Origin of the sequence: Acuticoccus mangrovi (genome assembly GCF_016411865.1) — a bacterium.
GTDB lineage: Bacteria > Pseudomonadota > Alphaproteobacteria > Rhizobiales > Amorphaceae > Acuticoccus > Acuticoccus mangrovi.
In genome coordinates this window covers 520,014-535,829 of the sequence record NZ_JAEKJA010000001.1, presented here as the reverse complement: position 1 = coordinate 535,829, position 15,816 = coordinate 520,014, and the positions used below count along the sequence as shown (strand labels likewise).

Genomic DNA, 15,816 nt, shown 5'->3' with positions numbered 1-15,816 from the left:
GACCAAAGTTGAGTGGAACTGAACTTTCCGAAGGTGTCAAGCGCAACGTCGTTGCGCCGGCGCGACGGTGCCTCGGCGGCCGCTCGGCGGCGCGAGGAGCGCCCGAACCGGTCGCGCAACGATGTCGTGAGATGGGTGGGACGTGCGGCGGCTCGCCTTGGGCGGTATCACGCCTCGCCACGCGCGGCGGTTGCCGACGCCACGGACGAGAGGGGTCGGTTCAGCGCCTCTGAGGTCGGTTCGGCCGGTCCTGGCTCAGGCGGCGCCGGCGAGGGGTACGTCGCCCTCGCCATAGAGCTCCAGCATGTGGCGGGTGACCTCTTCCACAATCTTGGGTCGTACGTGCAGGTTGTCCTCGCCGAAGGCGGACAGCCCCATCGAGGTCACCGCCTCGTAGCTCGGGAAGTAGTCGACGTCGGCCGTGGCGCTGACGATCGCCTCCGCCGCCACGCGCAGCACGGCCTTGGAATATTGGTTGGCCGTCACCGGGTCCATGTCGGCGAAGGTCGCCATGATCGGCACCGGCGACACCGTCAGCACCACCTTCTTCTTCTCGCCCGCCCGGTCGAGGTCGACGAGCAGCTGGCGCAGCATCCTGCGGCAGGTGCCGGCGCTGAGACGCACGAAGCGGTAGCGCCCCACGTCGTCCGCCCGCAGGACGTGGTTGGGCGGCGCCTGATTCAGGTAGAGCCCCGCCTCAGTGTCGTACCAGGTCTCGACGAGGCCCAGCGTGATCAAGACGTAGCGCGCCTCGGCAAGCCCGTTGCGATAGAGGGCGCGGATCTTGCGCCGCCGCTCGATGGCGGCCGCCCGCGGCAGCGTGTGGACGCCGATCGAATAGAGCGGGTCGTGGACGTGCCCCTCGGTCTTCGCCGGGATCAGCGCCGCCTCGAGATCGACGGCATCCTCCTCCTTCAACGCCTCGGCCACCACCTGGGCCATGGTGGCGGGGCTGTACTGGTTGAGGATGCGGTTCTTGCGGCCGATGTCCTCGTACATCGAGCCGTCGAACTCGGCCGTCGGCACGCGGTAGCCGGCCGCCACTAGCGGCTCCTCGATGTTGCGCGCGAAGCAGGAGCCGATGGTGAAGATCGCCCCCGACTTCTCGAGCCGGAAGGACGGCGTCACGTGCGGCATCAGCATCGACCCACGGCACCGCGCGTCGTCCCGCCCCGGATATTTGCGATAGCGGTTGGCGAGCGCGGTCTTGAGCGCGTCGAGGCCGCGCACGCCCTGGCGCTGCGCCCGGTCGCGCTCGTCTGCCGACGCCGTGGCGACGGCGTCCTCCTCGGTCCCCGTCTGAACGAGCCGCTTCACACTGTAGGCAAAAGGGATCCGCACCACCGTCTCACCTCGTCGCGTCACCGAGTGGCGACGCTACCACTGGTTGCTTCCCGTAGCTACTCGCCGCCCGCAACACCTGATTGCTCCGACCACCGCTGTCGGGACGCCGGGCGACGGGGATCATCGCACGGACGCCCGAAGCCTCCAACCCGCCGTCGGTCCTCCCGCCTTCAGTCCTCCCCGGCGACGCACCGCGCTCCGCCGCCTTTAGCCGAGCACTTCGTTCACCGCGGCGGTCGTTGCCGCGACGATGGTGTCGGCTTCCTCATGGGTGAGGCAGAGCGGCGGGGCGAACCCCAGAATGTCGCCCTCGGGCATCGCCCGGCCGATCACCCCGCGCGAGCCGAGGGCGGCGGCGACCTTCGCCCCCACCTTGCGCTCCGCCGGGAAGAAGGCGCCCGCCGCCGGATCCTCCATGAACTCCACCGCCGCGAGCATCCCCTCCCCGCGCACCTCGCCCACATGGGGGTGATGGCCGAGCGCATCCTTCAGACCCGCGACGAGGTGGGTGCCGACGGTGCGGGCATTCTCCACGAGACCCAGCTCGTCGATGAGCTTCAGGTTGGCGACGCCCGCCGCCGCGCACAGCGGATGGGCCGAATAGGTCCAGCCATGGCCGATGGGACCGAACTCGTCGGTGCCCTTCTCGAGCACCGCGGCCATCCGCTTCGAGACGATCGAGCCCGACAGCGGCGCGTAGGCCGAGGTCAGCCCCTTGGCGATGGTCATGAGGTCGGGCTCGAGGCCGTAGTGGGTCGATCCGAACATCGAGCCGAGGCGGCCGAAGCCCGTCACCACCTCGTCGGCGACGAGGAGGATGTCGTGCCGTTTCAGGATCGGCGCGATCGCCTCCCAATAGCCCGCGGGCGGCGGCACGATGCCGCCGGTGCCAAGCACCGGCTCGGCGACGAAGGCGGCGATGGTGTCGGCGCCCTCGCGGGCGATCAGCGCCTCGAGGTCGGCGGCGCACGCGGCCACGAAGTCGGCTTCGCTCATCGTCCTGTCGGCGCGGCGCAGATAGTGTGGCGCGGTGGTGTGGAGGATGCGTTCGAGCGGCAGGTCGAACTGGCGGTGGAACAGCGCGAGGCCCGTCAGCGACCCCGTCATCAGGCCGGAGCCGTGGTAGCCGCGCCAGCGGGAGACGATCTTCTTCTTCTCCGGCCGTCCCAGCACGTTGTTGTAGTACCAGACGAGCTTCACGTTGGTCTCGTTGGCGTCCGACCCGCCGAGGCCGAAATAGACCTTGCCCATGTGAGCGGGCGCCCGCTCCAGGATCATGTGCGCGAGGGTGATCGAGGCCTCGGTCCCGTGGCCGACATAGGCGTGGTAGTAGGCGAGCTTGTGGGCCTGTTCGGCGATCGCGTCGGCGATCTCGGTGCGCCCGTAACCGACATTCACGCAGTAGAGGCCGGCAAAGGCGTCGAGCAGACGGTTGCCGTCGCGGTCCTCGATGTGGGCGCCATCACCGCCGGCGACGATGCGCGTCGGCGTCTCGCCGCGCGCGTGCTGGCCCCAGGCGGTCGACGGATGGAGGAAGCTCTCCCGGTCCCAGGCATCGAGAAGATCGTTGGTCAAGGGCGTGTCCATGGCGGCCTTTCCAAGGTGCGGGGTCGAGGGAGGAAATCTGCGCCACAGCCTCCGGCCGCGCCCGGCGCGATGTCAATCCTTTCGCAAAAGGGCCCTCGCCGCAGGGAATAGACCGCGGCGCGCAGCGTTGTTCGGGGGCGACCGACGCCAACACGGAGAGCGCCTCATGGCAAACCGTCTCGCCCCCACCCCCTCCGGCTACACCGCCACCGACGATCTGTGGAAGGTCAAGGCCGACCTCGACGCCGACGCCGCGTTCTTCGGCCCCGACGGCGGCGCCGGCTACACGGCGACGGACGACTTGTGGCAGTTCGCCGACAGCCGAGGCGGCGCCCCCTACGACGCCTCGTCCCCCTATCTGCGCGACCCGGATGCCGAGAGCCGCCCGGCGATCCTCGAAGACCCTTCCGTTCGCGACGGCTATCAGGACGGGACGGACGGGATCCTGCTCGCTCCGGAGACGGACGGCTTCGGCTTCCTCATCTAGCGGCGGACGCCCGGCGAGGGCTTGCCCGCGACGGATTGGGGGGCGAAGGTCGCGAGAACGCCACCCTCCCGTCCGCCATCCAGCCACGGAAGCCCTCGTTGCCGGCCACGCACACGCCCTTCTCCGCCGCCGAGTACCAGCGGCGCCTCGCCAAGGTCCGTGCCGCCATGGCGGCGGCCGATCTCGACCTCCTCTTCATCGAAGACCCCTCCAACATGGCCTGGCTCACGGGCTACGACGGCTGGTCCTTCTACGTGCACCAGGGCGTCCTCGTGTTCCACGACGTCGACCCGATCTGGTGGGGCCGCGGGCAGGACGCCAACGGCGCCGTGCGCACCTGTTGGATGGACGACGCCCACGTCGCCCACTATCCGGACCACTTCGTGCAATCGCGCACCTGCCATCCGATGGAAATGCTCGCCGCGATGATCCGCGATCGCGGCTACGGCGCCAAGCGCATCGGACTGGAGCTCGAGAACTACTACTTCTCCGCCAAGGCCTTCCTGGTCCTCCAGAGCGAGCTGCCCGACGCGATCCTCGCCGACGCCACCGCCCTCGTGAACTGGCAGCGGGCGGTGAAGAGCGAGGAGGAGCTGGTCTTCATGCGCAAGGCCGCCCGGATCTCCGAGGCGATCGTGGACCACATCGCCGCCCGCGTGGAGCCGGGGGTGAAGAAGTCCGACATCGTGGCCGAGATCTACGGCAAGGCGATCCGCGGCCTCGATGAGGACTGGGGCGACTATCCCGCCATCGTGCCGCTGCTGCCGAGCGGTTCGGACGCCGCCGCGCCCCACCTCACCTGGGACGGGCGCACTTTCGAGAAGGGGGCCGCCACCTTCTTCGAGATCGCCGGCTGCTATCGGCGCTACCACGCTCCCTTCTGCCGCACGGTCTATCTCGGCACGCCGCCCGATGAGATCCGCCGCGCCGAGGGCGCGCTGGTGGAGGGGCTCGAGGCCGGTCTCGACGCCGCCCGCGCCGGCAACATGGCCTGCGACGTCGCCCGCGCCCTCGCCGGGCCGCTGGAGAAGGCCGGCATCGACCGGGCCGCCCGTGCCGGCTACCCGATCGGCCTCTCCTACCCGCCCGACTGGGGTGAGCGGACCATCTCGATCCGCTTCGAGGACACCACCGTGCTCGAGCCCGGCATGACCTTCCACTTCATGCCCGGCCTGTGGATGAAGGACTGGGGGCTCGAGATCACCGAGAGCATCCTCATCACGCCGGACGGGCCGGCCGAGTGCCTGTGCGACCGCCCCCGCCGGCTGTTCGTCAAGGAATGAGCCCGCTGCCGTTCGAGGCGTCGGTCGAGATCCTCGCCGACCTCGTGGGCTTTCCCACCATATCGGCGGCGTCGAACCGCGCCCTGATCGATCATGCGGCGAGGCTTCTGAACGCGGCCGGCGCGCGGGTGGAGGTGCTCGCGAGCGCCGACGGGGCCAAGGCCAACCTCTTCGCCACCCTCGGACCGGAGGTCGACGGCGGCATCGTCCTGTCCGGCCACACCGACGTGGTGCCGGCCGACGGCGCGGAGTGGGACAGCGACCCCTTCGCCTTGCGCGAGGCCGACGGGCGCTTCTACGGGCGCGGCACGTGCGACATGAAGGGCTTCGTCGCCGCGGCCCTCGCGATGGCGCCCCGCTTCGCCGCGATGCCGCTCGTCCGGCCGGTGCACTTCGCCTTCACCTACGACGAGGAGGTCGGCTGCCTCGGCGCGCGGGCGCTCGCGGGCCACCTCGCCGACGCGCCCCTGAGGCCGGCCATGGCGATCGTCGGCGAGCCGACCTCCATGCGGGTGATCGAGGGCCACAAGGGCTGTCACGACTACACCACGCGCTTCACCGGCCTCGAGGGTCACGGCTCGAACCCCGATAGGGGGGTGAACGCCGTCGAATATGCGATCCGCTTCGCCGCTCGGCTCCTCGCCCTGCGCGAGCCTTTGGTGCAGCGGGCGCCGTCCGCCTCGCCGTTCGAGCCGCCATGGTCGACGGTGCAGGTGGGCCGCATCGACGGGGGAACGGCGCGCAACGTCATCGCGCGGCACTGCGAGGTGGAGTGGGAGATGCGCCCGGTGACGGCCGCCGATGCGACCTTCGTCAAGGGCGAGCTCGCGGCCTATTGCGCCGACGTGCTCCTTCCCGAGATGCGCCGACTGCACCCCGAGGCGACGATCGAGACTGAAATCCTAGGCGAGGTTCCGGGGCTCGTGCCGATGGAGGAGAACGCCGCGCGTGATCTCCTCGCCCACCTCACCGGGGCGAACGGGGCCGACACGGTCGCGTTCGGCACGGAGGCCGGCCTCTTCCAGGCGCTCGGCCTCGACGTGGTGGTGTGCGGTCCGGGTTCGATCAGCGAGGCGCACAAACCGAACGAGTTTCTCAGCGCCGATCAGCTCCGCGAGGCGCTGCGGCTCCTCGCCGCCCTTGAGGGCGTGCTCACACAGCCGGAGCGTCGTTGACCGGTTGCGCAGGGTCCGACGGGGGTCGGTAGCGGGCGTGAGCGCGCCCCTCCCATGCCCCGTCCCGCACCAGCGCGAGAGCGGTCTCGACCAGGAGGCGCCCGACGACCATCGCGCCGCGCGGGTTGGCAAGGTCGCGCCGCATGGCGAGATGCGGCGTCCACTCCAGCACGGGATCGACGATCCGCACCGCGCTCAAGAGGCCGGCCGCGATCTCCTCGCGCACCGCGAAGGCCGGCAGGATGGTGGCGTAGCCCGCCTTGGCGAGCGCCACGGTCGCCGACAGCGAATCGATGCGGTGGGCCGGCGCCAGCAAGATGCCGCGCGAGGCCGCGGCCCCCTCAACGAGCCGGCCGAGGAGCTGGTCGGCGCTCGGCAGCACCAGCGCCATCTCGGCGAGTTCGGCGAGGCCGACGATGCGCCGCGTCGCCACCTGATGGTCGGACGCGACGACGAGATGCGGCTCCTCGATGAGGATCGGCTCGACGTGGAGACCCGGCATCGGCTGCACGTCGAAGAGGATCGCGACGTCGAGGCGGCCGAGCTGCAGCTCCTCGGCGAGGCGGGTTCCCAGGCTCTCGCTGAGATGAACCTCGATGCCCGGCGCGCATCGGCCGAGGCGCTCGAAGAAGGGCGGCACCAGCCCGGCGCAGACGGCCGGCGGCAAGCCGATGTGTACCGTTCCCGCCTCGGCGCCGCCCGAGCCCCGGACCGCTTCGGTCGCCGCCTCGACGTCGTGCAGGATCGTATGGGCCCAGTCGAGCAGCAGCCATCCCTCGTCCGTCAGCGCGATGCCGCGGGACTGGCGCCGCACGACCTTCACCCCCATCGCCTCCTCGAGCCGCCGCACCAGCGCGCTCAGCGCCGGCTGGGTGACGTCGAGTTCGCGTGCCGCCCCCGACAGCGTGCCGACCCTTGCGATGGTCACGAAGGCCCTGAGATCGCGCAGCTCCATATCTCTCCCCTTGGCGTCCGGCAGGACGTCGGCTGATGGCGTCAGCGCCGGAGCGGCCATGGCCGCCGCTTCGGCTGACGTTGCCTCGCCGTCCGCGCAGACCTCGACGACCTCGGGAGCGACCAGTACGGGAATAGGTACGGACGAAGCCGCTGAATGGTTTCCTGGCATAAGAAAAAATTATTGCTCGGCGACAATGCGAAGGCTCTTGCGCGGCAAGGGGTCGGGCCCTTGAGCACCTCCGCCCGCTTCGTCATCATCGCCCGCGTCGGCGTAGGGCCGACGGAAGGCCAAACGATGCTGAAGGGTCTCGACCCCCTCCTCTCCCCCGACCTCCTCCACACCCTCGCCGCGATGGGCCACGGCGACACCATCGTGGTGGCGGACGCCAACTTTCCCGCAGCCTCCGTGGCGATCGACACCGTGCTCGGGCGTGAGCTGCGCACCGACGCGGACGCCGTCGAGGCGTTGCGGGCGATCCTCTCGGTGCTGCCGCTCGACAGCTTCGTGCCGAAGCCCGTCACCACCATGCAGGTGGTGGACGACCCGGCCGCCGTCCCGCCGATCGTCGCCGCGGCGCTGCCGCTGATCGAAGCGGAGGGCGGAAGCGTGGAGGCGGTGGAGCGGTTCGACTTCTACGACGCCGCCCGCACGGCCTTCGCCGTGCTCCAGACCAGCGAGCGACGCCTCTACGGCAACTTCATCCTGAAGAAGGGCGTGGTGCCGCCGGACGGCTGACGGCAGGTCCCGGCGCAGCGATCACCCGTTGCCAGGCGGACGGGGTGCAGCCTAGGCTCTCCCTCGAGAATGGCCCGGAGAGGCCAGATTGGAGGATCGCCCGGCCATGACCGCAGGTCACGCGCCCAAGCTCGTCCCCGTCCCGCCATCGTCGCAGCGGGCGCGATGAGGCGCGTCGACGCCCACTGCCACTTCTGGCGCCTCGACCGGGGCGACTATGGCTGGCTCGACGCCGCCGTGCCGGCGCTCGACCCCATCCGCCGCGACGTCGCCCCCGCCGAGATGGCCCCCCTCGCCGCCGCCGCCGGCATCGGCAGCCTCGTCGCCGTGCAGGCCGCCCCGTCGACGGCGGAGACGGCCTATCTCCTGGGGCTCGCGCAGCGCCACCATGAGATCGAGGGGGTCGTCGGCTGGGTCGACCTCGCCGACCCCTCCGCGGTGGCCGACATCGACCGCTTCGCCGCCGATCCGGCCTTCAAGGGCGTCCGCCCGATGCTCCAGGACCTCGAGGAGGACGACTGGATCGCCGCCCGCCCTCGGGCCGACGCCCTCGCCCGGCTTTCCGCCCATGGTCTGCGCTTCGACGCGCTGGTGATGCCGCGCCATCTCGCGCCGCTCTACGACGCGCTCGGCCGGTGGCCGGACATCGCCGTGGTGATCGACCACGCCGCCAAGCCGGCCCTCCGCGCAGACGCCGACGATCCCCGCCACGTCATGTGGCGCGAAGGGATGGCGCGCCTTGCCGCCGACACCGGGGCCTTCTGCAAGCTCTCCGGCCTCCTGACCGAGATGGCACCGGAGCAGCGCGCGAGCCCGAAGGCGGCGCTCGCCACGCTGCGGCCGGTGCTCGACCGCCTGTTGGACTGGTTCGGCCCGGAACGGCTGATGTGGGGCTCGGATTGGCCCGTCCTCACCCTCGCCGCGTCCCACGCCGAGTGGGTGGCGCTCACCGATACCCTTCTGAAGCCGCTCGACGAGGCCAGCCGCGCCGCAATCCTCGGCGGCACCGCGCGCCGCTTCTACGGTTTAACGGAGGAGACCCTATGAGCCCCATCGTGGAGATGCGCGGGATCGACAAGCGCTTCCCCGGCGTGCACGCGCTGAAGGCGGTCGACTTCGTGCTGGAGCGCGGCGAGGTGCACGCCCTGATGGGCGAGAACGGCGCCGGCAAGTCGACGCTGATGAAGATCCTGTCGGGGATCTACCAGAAGGACGGTGGCACCATCCGCGTCGACGGGCGAGAGGTGGAGCTTGCGAGCCCGCGTGCCGCGCAGGACGAAGGCATCGGCATCATCCATCAGGAGCTCTCCCTGATGAACGATCTCACCGTGGCGCAGAACATCTTCATCGGCCGCGAGCCGCGCCGCCGCTTCGGCCGGCTCGACGACGGCGCCCTCAATCGCAACGCCGAGGCGATCTTCGCCGCGATGAACCTCAACCTCGATCCGCGGGCGAATGTCGGCCGCCTCACCATCGCCAAGCAGCAGATGGTGGAGATCGCCAAGGCGCTGTCCTACGAGAGCCGCGTCCTCGTCATGGACGAGCCCACCGCCGCGCTGAACGACAAGGAGATCGAGGAGCTCTTCATCGTCATCCGCCGGCTGAAGGCGAAGGGCGTCGGCGTCGTCTACATCAGCCACAAGATGGACGAGCTGAAGCGCATCGCCGACCGCGTGACGGTGATGCGCGACGGTGAATATGTCGGCACCGTCGAGGCCGCCGCGACGCCGGTCGGCGAGATCATCGCGATGATGGTGGGCCGCGCCCTCAGCGAGGAGGCGGTGAGGATCCCCGACCTTGCCGCTGCCGAGACGGCGCTCGAGGTGAAGGGCCTCAGCCGCGGCCGCGAGATTTGCGACGTGAGCTTCACCGTCAGGAAGGGCGAGATCCTCGGCTTCGCCGGGCTGATGGGCGCCGGCCGCACCGAGGTCGCCCGCGCCATCTTCGGCGCCGATCCGAAGGACGCCGGCGAGATCATCATGCACGGGCGTCCCGTCGCCATCGCCTCCCCGTCCGACGCGGTGGCCGCCGGGATCGGCTACCTCTCGGAGGACCGCAAGCATTTCGGCCTCGCCCTCGGGATGGACGTGCGGGCCAACATCGCCATGGCCTCGATGGAGCGCTTCACGAGCCGCACCGGCCGGCTCGACGAGAAGGCGATGCGCGACGTCGCCCGGCGCTTCATCGACCAGCTCGCGATCCGCACCCCGTCGGACCGGCAGGAGGTGCGCTTCCTCTCCGGCGGCAACCAGCAGAAGGTCGTCATCGCCAAGTGGCTCCTGCGCGACTGCGACATTCTCATCTTCGACGAGCCCACCCGCGGCATCGACGTCGGCGCCAAGAGCGAGATCTACAAGCTTCTCCAGAGCCTTGCCGCGCAGGGCCGGGCGGTCATCGTGATCTCCTCGGAGCTGCCCGAGGTGCTGCGCCTCGCCCACCGCATCGCCGTCATGTGCGAGGGCCGCCTCACCGGCATCCTTCCGGGCGGCCCCGACACCAGCCAGGAGGACATCATGCGCCTCGCGACCATGCGCGAAGCCGCCATGCAGCCCGAGGCGGAGCCGCTGGAGGCGGTCACGTGAGCGCCGTCGACGCGCCCCGCCCCGGGCTCGGCCGCCTGTTCTCGGCCGGTGCCACCCAGCGCCTTCTCGCCTTCGCGAGCCTCGTCGCCCTCCTCGTCGGCTTCTCGCTCGCCTCGCCGAACTTCATGCAGATGTCGAACATCATCGCCATCCTGCAGGCGACGTCGGTCAACGGGGTGCTGGCGGTGGCGGTGACGCTCGTCATCATCACCGGCGGCATCGACCTCTCGGTCGGCACCATGATGACCTTCTGCGCCGTGATCGCCGGCGTGGTCCTCACCTACTGGGGCCTGCCGATGCCGTTCGGCATCCTCGCCGCGATCGGCGCCGGCGCCTTCTGCGGCCTCTGCTCGGGCACCTTCGTCGCCAAGATGAAGATCCCGCCGTTCATCGCCACGCTCGGCATGATGCTGATCCTCAAAGGTCTCGCCCTCGTGATCTCCGGCACGCGGCCGATCTACTTCAACGACACGCCGGGCTTCGACCTCATCTCGCGCGGCTCGATCGTCGGCTCGATCGTCCCGGGCCTGCCGATCCCCAACGGGGTGATGATCCTGTTCCTCGTCGCGATCGGCACCGCCTACATTCTCGGCCGCACGATCCTCGGCCGCTATTGCTTCGCGCTCGGCTCGAACGAGGAGGCGGTGCGCCTCTCCGGCGTCAACACCGACGCCTGGAAGATGGCGATCTACGCCCTCGCCGGCGGCATCGTCGGCATCGCCGGCCTCCTCATCGCCTCCCGCCTCAACTCGGCCCAGCCCGCCCTCGGCCTCGGCTACGAGCTCGAGGCGATCGCCGCGGTGGTGATCGGCGGCACGTCGCTGTCGGGCGGACGCGGCACCATCCTCGGCACGCTCATCGGCGCCCTCATCATGGCCGTCCTCACCAACGGGCTGCGCATCCTCTCCGTCGCCCAGGAGTGGCAGACGGTGGTGACCGGCGCCATCATCATCCTCGCCGTCTATGCCGACCAGGTGCGGCGGCGCACGGCGAACTGAAGCGACGGCCGACAGGACCGACGCAACAACAAGAACTGGGGAGAAACGATGCTCACAAGACGGACTCTCTTCGGCGCCGCCGGCGCCCTCGCCCTCTTCGCCGCGCCGCACGGCGCGAGCGCGCAGGACGTCTACGTCCCGCTCATCTCGAAAGGCTTTCAGCATCAATTCTGGCAGGCGGTGAAGGCCGGCGCCGACCAGGCCGCCGAAGAGCTCGGCGTGGAGGTGACCTTCGAGGGGCCGGACAACGAGACGATGGTCGACCGCCAGATCGACATGCTGGCCGCGGCGCTCGCCAAAAACCCCGACGCCATCGGCTTCGCCGCCCTCGACAGTCAGGCCGCGATCCCGCTTCTGCGCCAGGCGCAGGAGGCGGGCATTCCGGTGATCGCGTTCGATTCGGGCGTCGACAGCGACATCCCCGTCGCCACCGCCTCCACCGACAACATCGCCGCCGCCGCGCTCGCGGCCGACAAGATGGCAGAGCTGATCGACGGCAAAGGCAAGGTGGCCGTCGTCGCCCACGACCAGACGAGCCGCACCGGCATCGACCGCCGCGACGGCTTCGTCAAGCGGATAGAGGCGGAGTATCCCGACATCGAGATCGTCACCGTGCAATATGGCGGCGGCGACCATCTGGAATCGACCGAGCTCACCAAGGCCATCCTTCAGGCGAACCCCGATCTCGCCGGCATCTTCGGCACCAACGAGGGCTCGGCCGTCGGCGTCGTCAACGGTGTGCGGGAGATGGGCCGCGAGGGCGTGGTGGTGATCGGCTACGATTCGGGAACGCAGCAGAAGGAGGCGATCCGCGACGGCACGATGGCGGGCGCCATCACGCAGAACCCCGTCGGCATCGGCTACGAGACGGTGAAGGCCGCCGTCGCCGCCGCCAACGGCGACTCGGTGCCCAAGACGATCGACACCGGCTTCTACTGGTACGACAAGACCAACATCGACGATCCCGAGATCGCCGCCGTCCTCTACGACTGATCGGTGGGCGGGCGGGCTCGTCCCGCCTGCCCTTTCCGCGAGGAGACCAACGATGGACCTTGGACTTGCCGGCAAGATCGTGATCGTGACCGGCGGCGGCTCGGGCATCGGCGCGGCGATCAGCCGGCGCCTCGCCGAGGAGGGCGCGGTGCCCGTCATCCTCGCTCGCCGCCCGCCCGCCGACGACGTGATCGCGCCGATCAGGGCCGCGGCGCCCGACACCCACTTCATCGCCCTGGAGCTTGCCGACGACGCAGCCTGCCGGGCGGCGGTCGCCGAGATCCGCACCCGGTTCGGCCGCATCGACGGGCTCGTGAACAACGCCGGCGTCAACGACAGCATCGGCCTCGACGCCGGGCCGGACGAGTTCCGCGCCTCGCTGGAGCGCAACCTCATCCACTACTACACCCTCGCCCACCTCACCGTGCCCGATCTCAAGGCGGCGCGCGGGGCGATCGTGAACATCTCCTCCAAGACCGCGATCACCGGTCAGGGCAACACCTCCGCCTACACCGCGGCGAAGGGGGCGCAGCTCTCGCTGACGCGCGAGTGGGCGGCCGCGCTCGCCAAGGACGGGGTGCGGGTGAACGCCGTCATTCCGGCCGAGGTGATGACGCCGCTCTACGCCAACTGGCTGCAGACCTTCGACGACCCGGAGGCGCGCCTTGCAGAGATCGTCGCCAAGATCCCGCTCGGCCAGCGCATGACCGAGGCGGTGGAGATCGCCGACGCGGTGCTCTTTCTCTTGTCGCCGCGCTCCGGCCACACCACCGGCCAGTGGCACTTCGTCGACGGCGGCTACACCCACCTCGACCGGGCACTGACGGGATAGAGCGCTTCGGCGGCGCTCCCGCTTCCTTGTCCGCGCGCGTTCCGAGCGGAAGACCGGCTCCAGTTTTCCTGAACGCGCTCGCTCTCCAGATCTGGCGCGACTGCTCTTCGCTCAGGTTGATCCAACCTTAGCGGCAAGCGCGCTAGCCTCGCAGATGGTCGCGCAGGGTGGTGCCGGAGTAGGCGCGGCGGAAGACGCCGCGCCGCTGGAGCTCAGGAACGACCGCCCGGCAGAAGGTCTCGTGCGAGCCGGGCGCGTAGGCCGGCGTCACGATGAAGCCGTCACACACCTGCGACACGAAAAGATCCTCGAGTTGATCGGCGACGCTCTCGGCGGTGCCCACATATTGGTTCGGGCGCAGCGAGCGGGCGGTGTCCTTCACCGAGCCGCCGAGAGAGCGGCGGCGCGACTCGAACACGTCCATCGACCCCTGCATGCCCTGCGTGCCGGCAAGTTCGGCCAACGACTGGCCGTCCTCGTAGCGGCTGAGGTCGACGCCGATGTTGCTCGAGGTCGAGGCGATGCGCAGCTCCTCCATCGTGAGGGCGTTGATGTAGTCGGCCTTCTCGCGGGCGATGGACTCGGTTTCGCCGACGATGCAGGTCGCCTGGGCGAGGACCGCGCAATCCTCCGGCCGCCGCCCCCGCGCGGCGACGCGCGCCTTGAGGTCGTCGTAGAAGGCCTTGGTGTCCTCTCGCGAGCGCTGGGAGGAGAATACCACCTCCGCCCAGCGGGCAGCGAACTCCTTACCCCGCTCCGAGGCGCCCGCCTGCATCAGGACGGGATGGCCCTGCGCGCTCTGGGGGATCGACAGCGGACCGCGCGTCTTGACCCAGCGCCCCTCATAATCGGCGTAGTGCACCTTGGCGGGGTCGGCGTAGACGCCGGCCTTCTTGTCCTTGATGAAGGCGTCGGGATCCCAGCTCTTCCAGAGCCTGAGGCAGGCCTCCACCACCTCGTCGGCGACCTCATAGCGCTGATCGCGCGGCGGCAGGGCGGTGAGGCCGAAATTCTTCGCCTCGAGGTCGGTCGCCGAGGTGACGATGTTCCACGCCACCCTCCCCTTGGACAATACGTCGAGCGACAGGAGGGTGCGGGCGAGGTGATAGGCCGGCAACAGCGTGGTGGAGAGCGTCGCGCCGAGGCCGAGATGGCGGGTCGCCCGGGCCATCACCGGCATCACCACCATCGGGTCGAGGTAGGAGATCTGCCCACCCCGCTCGACGTAGGTATCGAAGCCGCCCTTGTGGATGTCATAGAGGCCCTGCAGGTCGGCGAAGAAGCAGCCGTCGAAGCAGGCGGCTTCGAGGACGCGGGCGATGTGCTCGTAGCGTCCCGGATCGAGCACGTCGTCGAGCGTTGCCTCCGGATGGCGCCAACCGCCGCTATCGAGCGCGGTCGGTCCGGTTTTCAAGTAAGCAACGAGGTGCATCTGTCGGGGCACGGGAGCCATCCACTTCGCAAGGGCGAACAAAGTCTGCCGCAACTCCGACGGGCCGGCCACAACCGCAAGCAAATGGCGCGCTCCTTAGGGTTGCTGGCCCATGGTACCGCATTGCATACACTGAGATACGCCCATAAGTTTGGCGTGTTGTGCCGATGTCGTCTCGCCCGCCGTCCTCGGCACGACCGCACAGGACTTTTTGAATGACTGCCTTACCTCCCGCCGAACAACCCGTTTACGCCTCCCGTGCGGAATACGTGCACGAAACGCTCTTGGCAGAGATTCGGGCGGGCCTTCTGAAACCGGGTCACCGCATCCGCGAGGCCGAGCTCGCCGAGCGCCTCAACGTCAGCCGCACGCCGATTCGCGAAGCGATTCGCCGGCTCGTGGAGAAGGGTCTTCTGGAGCACAACAGCCTCGGCGGCCTCGCCGTGGTGCGTCTCGACCGGGCGCAGGTGAAGGAGCTCTATCAGGTGCGCGGCATCCTCGAGGCGTCGGCGGCGGAGCTTGCGGCCCGCTACGCGACGGAGGAGGACACCAACCGCATCGCCAACCTCGCGGAGGCCTGCGCCAATGCGGAGACGGCTGCCGCCGCGGCGCACTACAACACCCTCTTCCACGAGGCGATCCACGCCTGTTGCCGCAACCGCTACCTCGAATCGCTGCAGGTGCGCTTCACCGACTGGCTGTCGCTCCTGCCCGGCACCACCTTTTCCGTCACCGGGCGCATCAAGAGCGCCTTCGGCGACCACATGCGCATCGTCGATGCGATCCGCGCCGGCGACGCCGAGGCCGCCCACCGCGCCGGCCACGACCACATCGTCGAGGCCTATCGCATCCGCATCGCCATGATGTTCCCCGACGATCCGCCCGACGGGATCAGCTGACGCCCGACGACCGGGATCCGCTGACGCGGGGCGCTTGACCTTCCGACGCCAAATCGCGTCAACACCTGCGACCGGCTCCGCCGGCGGCGGGCGACGGTCCGCCTTCAGACGAGAGGGCGCAGGTGCCCCGGAAAGGATCGACGATGGCGAAGACCGCGATGGGAGCGATGGGCAAGGTTCCGCTCTCGCTGGCGACGATTGCAAACGGCTTCGTGTTCGTGTCCGGCCAGGTCCCCGTGGCCGAGGACGGCACGATCCCGGAGGGCATCGAGGCCCAGACCATGCTGGTCCTCGACAAGCTGAAGACGCTCGTGGAGGCTGCCGGAAGCTCGATGGACAACGTCGTGAAGACCACCGTCTTTCTGACGGACATCGAGGACTTCGCAGGCATGAACGCGGTCTATGCCAGTGTCTTCGCCTCCGAGCCCCCGGCGCGCTCCACCATCCGCTGCGACCTCGCGGTCGATGCGCTGGTGGAGATCGAGGCGATCGCCGCTCTCTGAGGCGCTCG

General features: G+C 69.6%; 15 protein-coding genes. 11 read left to right on the top strand and 4 right to left on the bottom strand.

Translation table 11 applies throughout. From position 1 onward, the window contains the following. Positions 1–255: 255 nt before the first annotated feature. Both JCR33_RS02420 and JCR33_RS02415 read right to left on the bottom strand, forming a co-directional pair. Complete coding sequence (locus JCR33_RS02420) at positions 256–1,341, bottom strand: GSCFA domain-containing protein (protein ID WP_198880397.1); 1,086 nt, start codon at positions 1,339–1,341, stop codon at positions 256–258. 210 nt (positions 1,342–1,551) lie between these two features. Continuing rightward, entirely contained in the window at positions 1,552–2,931 is a 1,380-nt protein-coding gene (locus tag JCR33_RS02415) for an aminotransferase (protein ID WP_198880396.1), read from the bottom strand. A 166-nt stretch (positions 2,932–3,097) separates the two neighbouring features. Between JCR33_RS02415 and JCR33_RS02410 the strand changes: the two genes are divergently transcribed. The 3 genes from JCR33_RS02410 to argE all read left to right on the top strand — a co-directional run bounded on the left by JCR33_RS02410 (position 3,098) and on the right by argE (position 5,876). Then, complete coding sequence (locus JCR33_RS02410; protein ID WP_198880395.1) at positions 3,098–3,418, top strand: hypothetical protein; 321 nt, start codon at positions 3,098–3,100, stop codon at positions 3,416–3,418. 98 nt (positions 3,419–3,516) lie between these two features. Further along, entirely contained in the window at positions 3,517–4,701 is a 1,185-nt protein-coding gene (locus JCR33_RS02405; RefSeq protein ID WP_211110006.1) for a M24 family metallopeptidase, read from the top strand. Further along, positions 4,698–5,876, top strand: a complete 1,179-nt coding sequence (argE, locus tag JCR33_RS02400; RefSeq protein ID WP_198880394.1) for an acetylornithine deacetylase — start codon at positions 4,698–4,700, stop codon at positions 5,874–5,876. Before JCR33_RS02405 ends, argE begins: the two co-directional genes overlap by 4 nt. Here the strand turns inward: argE and JCR33_RS02395 are convergent. Then, positions 5,854–6,891 carry a LysR family transcriptional regulator gene (locus tag JCR33_RS02395; protein ID WP_198880393.1) on the bottom strand — a complete coding sequence of 346 codons (1,038 nt, stop codon included), beginning with the start codon at positions 6,889–6,891 and terminating at the stop codon, positions 5,854–5,856. The genes argE and JCR33_RS02395 overlap by 23 nt on opposite strands. A gap of 171 nt (positions 6,892–7,062) precedes the next feature. Between JCR33_RS02395 and JCR33_RS02390 the strand changes: the two genes are divergently transcribed. The 6 genes from JCR33_RS02390 (at position 7,063) to JCR33_RS02365 (ending at position 12,974) form a co-directional block, all read left to right on the top strand. Next, entirely contained in the window at positions 7,063–7,569 is a 507-nt protein-coding gene (locus tag JCR33_RS02390; RefSeq protein WP_332461100.1) for an RbsD/FucU family protein, read from the top strand. Between the two features lie 165 nt (positions 7,570–7,734). Then, positions 7,735–8,616 carry an amidohydrolase family protein gene (locus JCR33_RS02385; protein WP_198880392.1) on the top strand — a complete coding sequence of 294 codons (882 nt, stop codon included), beginning with the start codon at positions 7,735–7,737 and terminating at the stop codon, positions 8,614–8,616. Beyond that, the gene (locus tag JCR33_RS02380) at positions 8,613–10,151 is read left to right on the top strand and encodes a sugar ABC transporter ATP-binding protein (RefSeq protein WP_198880391.1); all 1,539 of its coding nucleotides are present in this window, start codon (positions 8,613–8,615) and stop codon (positions 10,149–10,151) included. The genes JCR33_RS02385 and JCR33_RS02380 overlap by 4 nt, the downstream gene beginning before the upstream one ends. Beyond that, on the top strand, positions 10,148–11,149 hold the full coding sequence (locus JCR33_RS02375; RefSeq protein ID WP_198880390.1) for an ABC transporter permease: 1,002 nt from the start codon (positions 10,148–10,150) through the stop codon (positions 11,147–11,149). Before JCR33_RS02380 ends, JCR33_RS02375 begins: the two co-directional genes overlap by 4 nt. 48 nt (positions 11,150–11,197) lie before the next feature. Next, positions 11,198–12,142: an ABC transporter substrate-binding protein gene (locus JCR33_RS02370; RefSeq protein WP_198880389.1), complete on the top strand. Its 945-nt coding sequence runs from the start codon at positions 11,198–11,200 to the stop codon at positions 12,140–12,142. 52 nt (positions 12,143–12,194) lie between these two features. Then, on the top strand, positions 12,195–12,974 hold the full coding sequence (locus tag JCR33_RS02365; RefSeq protein WP_198880388.1) for an L-fucose dehydrogenase: 780 nt from the start codon (positions 12,195–12,197) through the stop codon (positions 12,972–12,974). Positions 12,975–13,116: 142 nt separating this feature from the next. On the opposite strand, the gene JCR33_RS02360 is transcribed toward JCR33_RS02365, so the two are convergent. Next, on the bottom strand, positions 13,117–14,388 hold the full coding sequence (locus tag JCR33_RS02360) for an NtaA/DmoA family FMN-dependent monooxygenase (protein ID WP_232372071.1): 1,272 nt from the start codon (positions 14,386–14,388) through the stop codon (positions 13,117–13,119). 233 nt (positions 14,389–14,621) lie between these two features. Between JCR33_RS02360 and JCR33_RS02355 the strand changes: the two genes are divergently transcribed. Both JCR33_RS02355 and JCR33_RS02350 read left to right on the top strand, forming a co-directional pair. Next, positions 14,622–15,305 (top strand): GntR family transcriptional regulator, encoded by a 684-nt coding sequence (locus JCR33_RS02355; RefSeq protein ID WP_211110005.1) that lies wholly within the window; start codon positions 14,622–14,624, stop codon positions 15,303–15,305. Between the two features lie 143 nt (positions 15,306–15,448). Further along, positions 15,449–15,808 (top strand): RidA family protein, encoded by a 360-nt coding sequence (locus tag JCR33_RS02350; RefSeq protein WP_198880386.1) that lies wholly within the window; start codon positions 15,449–15,451, stop codon positions 15,806–15,808. Positions 15,809–15,816 lie beyond the last annotated feature (8 nt).

What these genes read in the sequence shown, in the direction of transcription:
- JCR33_RS02410 (WP_198880395.1), top strand. Translation starts at nt 3,098, where the DNA reads ATGGCAAACCGTCTCGCCCCCACCCCCTCCGGCTACACCGCCACCGAC.
- JCR33_RS02350 (WP_198880386.1), top strand. Translation starts at nt 15,449, where the DNA reads ATGGCGAAGACCGCGATGGGAGCGATGGGCAAGGTTCCGCTCTCGCTG.
- argE (WP_198880394.1), top strand. Translation starts at nt 4,698, where the DNA reads ATGAGCCCGCTGCCGTTCGAGGCGTCGGTCGAGATCCTCGCCGACCTC.
- JCR33_RS02415 (WP_198880396.1), bottom strand. Translation starts at nt 2,931, where the DNA reads ATGGACACGCCCTTGACCAACGATCTTCTCGATGCCTGGGACCGGGAG.
- JCR33_RS02355 (WP_211110005.1), top strand. Translation starts at nt 14,622, where the DNA reads ATGACTGCCTTACCTCCCGCCGAACAACCCGTTTACGCCTCCCGTGCG.
- JCR33_RS02365 (WP_198880388.1), top strand. Translation starts at nt 12,195, where the DNA reads ATGGACCTTGGACTTGCCGGCAAGATCGTGATCGTGACCGGCGGCGGC.
- JCR33_RS02395 (WP_198880393.1), bottom strand. Translation starts at nt 6,891, where the DNA reads ATGGCCGCTCCGGCGCTGACGCCATCAGCCGACGTCCTGCCGGACGCC.
- JCR33_RS02380 (WP_198880391.1), top strand. Translation starts at nt 8,613, where the DNA reads ATGAGCCCCATCGTGGAGATGCGCGGGATCGACAAGCGCTTCCCCGGC.
- JCR33_RS02385 (WP_198880392.1), top strand. Translation starts at nt 7,735, where the DNA reads ATGAGGCGCGTCGACGCCCACTGCCACTTCTGGCGCCTCGACCGGGGC.
- JCR33_RS02370 (WP_198880389.1), top strand. Translation starts at nt 11,198, where the DNA reads ATGCTCACAAGACGGACTCTCTTCGGCGCCGCCGGCGCCCTCGCCCTC.